Origin of the sequence: Cellulomonas citrea, assembly GCF_009829685.1 — a bacterium.
Classification (GTDB): domain Bacteria; phylum Actinomycetota; class Actinomycetes; order Actinomycetales; family Cellulomonadaceae; genus Cellulomonas; species Cellulomonas citrea.
The window spans coordinates 1-574 of sequence record NZ_VWSD01000362.1; the positions used below are offsets into that span (position 1 = coordinate 1).

Annotated in this window: 1 protein-coding gene; it reads right to left on the reverse strand. The window is 63.4% G+C overall.

Going from position 1 to position 574, the window contains the following annotated elements:
* Positions 1 to 112: 112 nt before the first annotated feature.
* A partial coding sequence (gene msrA / locus F2B26_RS16740) for a peptide-methionine (S)-S-oxide reductase MsrA (protein WP_159811221.1) occupies positions 113 to 574 on the reverse strand: 462 nt, incomplete at its 5' end.

The window sequence follows — 574 nt, forward strand, 5'->3', positions numbered from 1 at the left end:
ACCCGATGGATACCTGCGCACCGATCCGGGCATGCTCACCGATCACGGGGGGCTGGACGGTTTCTTCATTGGGCGCTGGAAGGCGGGCTTGTGCTGAAATCCGCGGCGCCCGTCAGGCATCGTCCTTGAGGTACTTCTGGAAGCTCCTGCGCAGCTTCATCAGTTTGGGCGGGATGACCGCGAGACAGTACGGATTGCGCTGGCCTTCGCCCTCCCAATATTCCTGGTGGTAACCTTCCGCCGGGTACCATTCGGCCGGACCCTCCACCGTGGTGACCGCAGTCTGCCCTTCATGCTCGCCATTCCAGCGGGCGATCGCCGCCTCTGCCTCGCCTCGCTGATTGTCATCGAGCGGGAAGATGGCGCTACGATACTGCGTGCCGACATCATTGCCCTGGCGGTTGAGCTGCGTCGGGTCGTGCGTGCCCATGAACACGTCGAGCAACTGGTCGAGCGTGATCCGATCGGTGTCGAAGGTCACGCGCACGCCTTCGGCATGGCCGGTCGTGCCGCTGCACACCTCCTTGTAGGTCGGATCGGGTTTGTCGCCGCCGATATAGCCGCTTTCGACCTC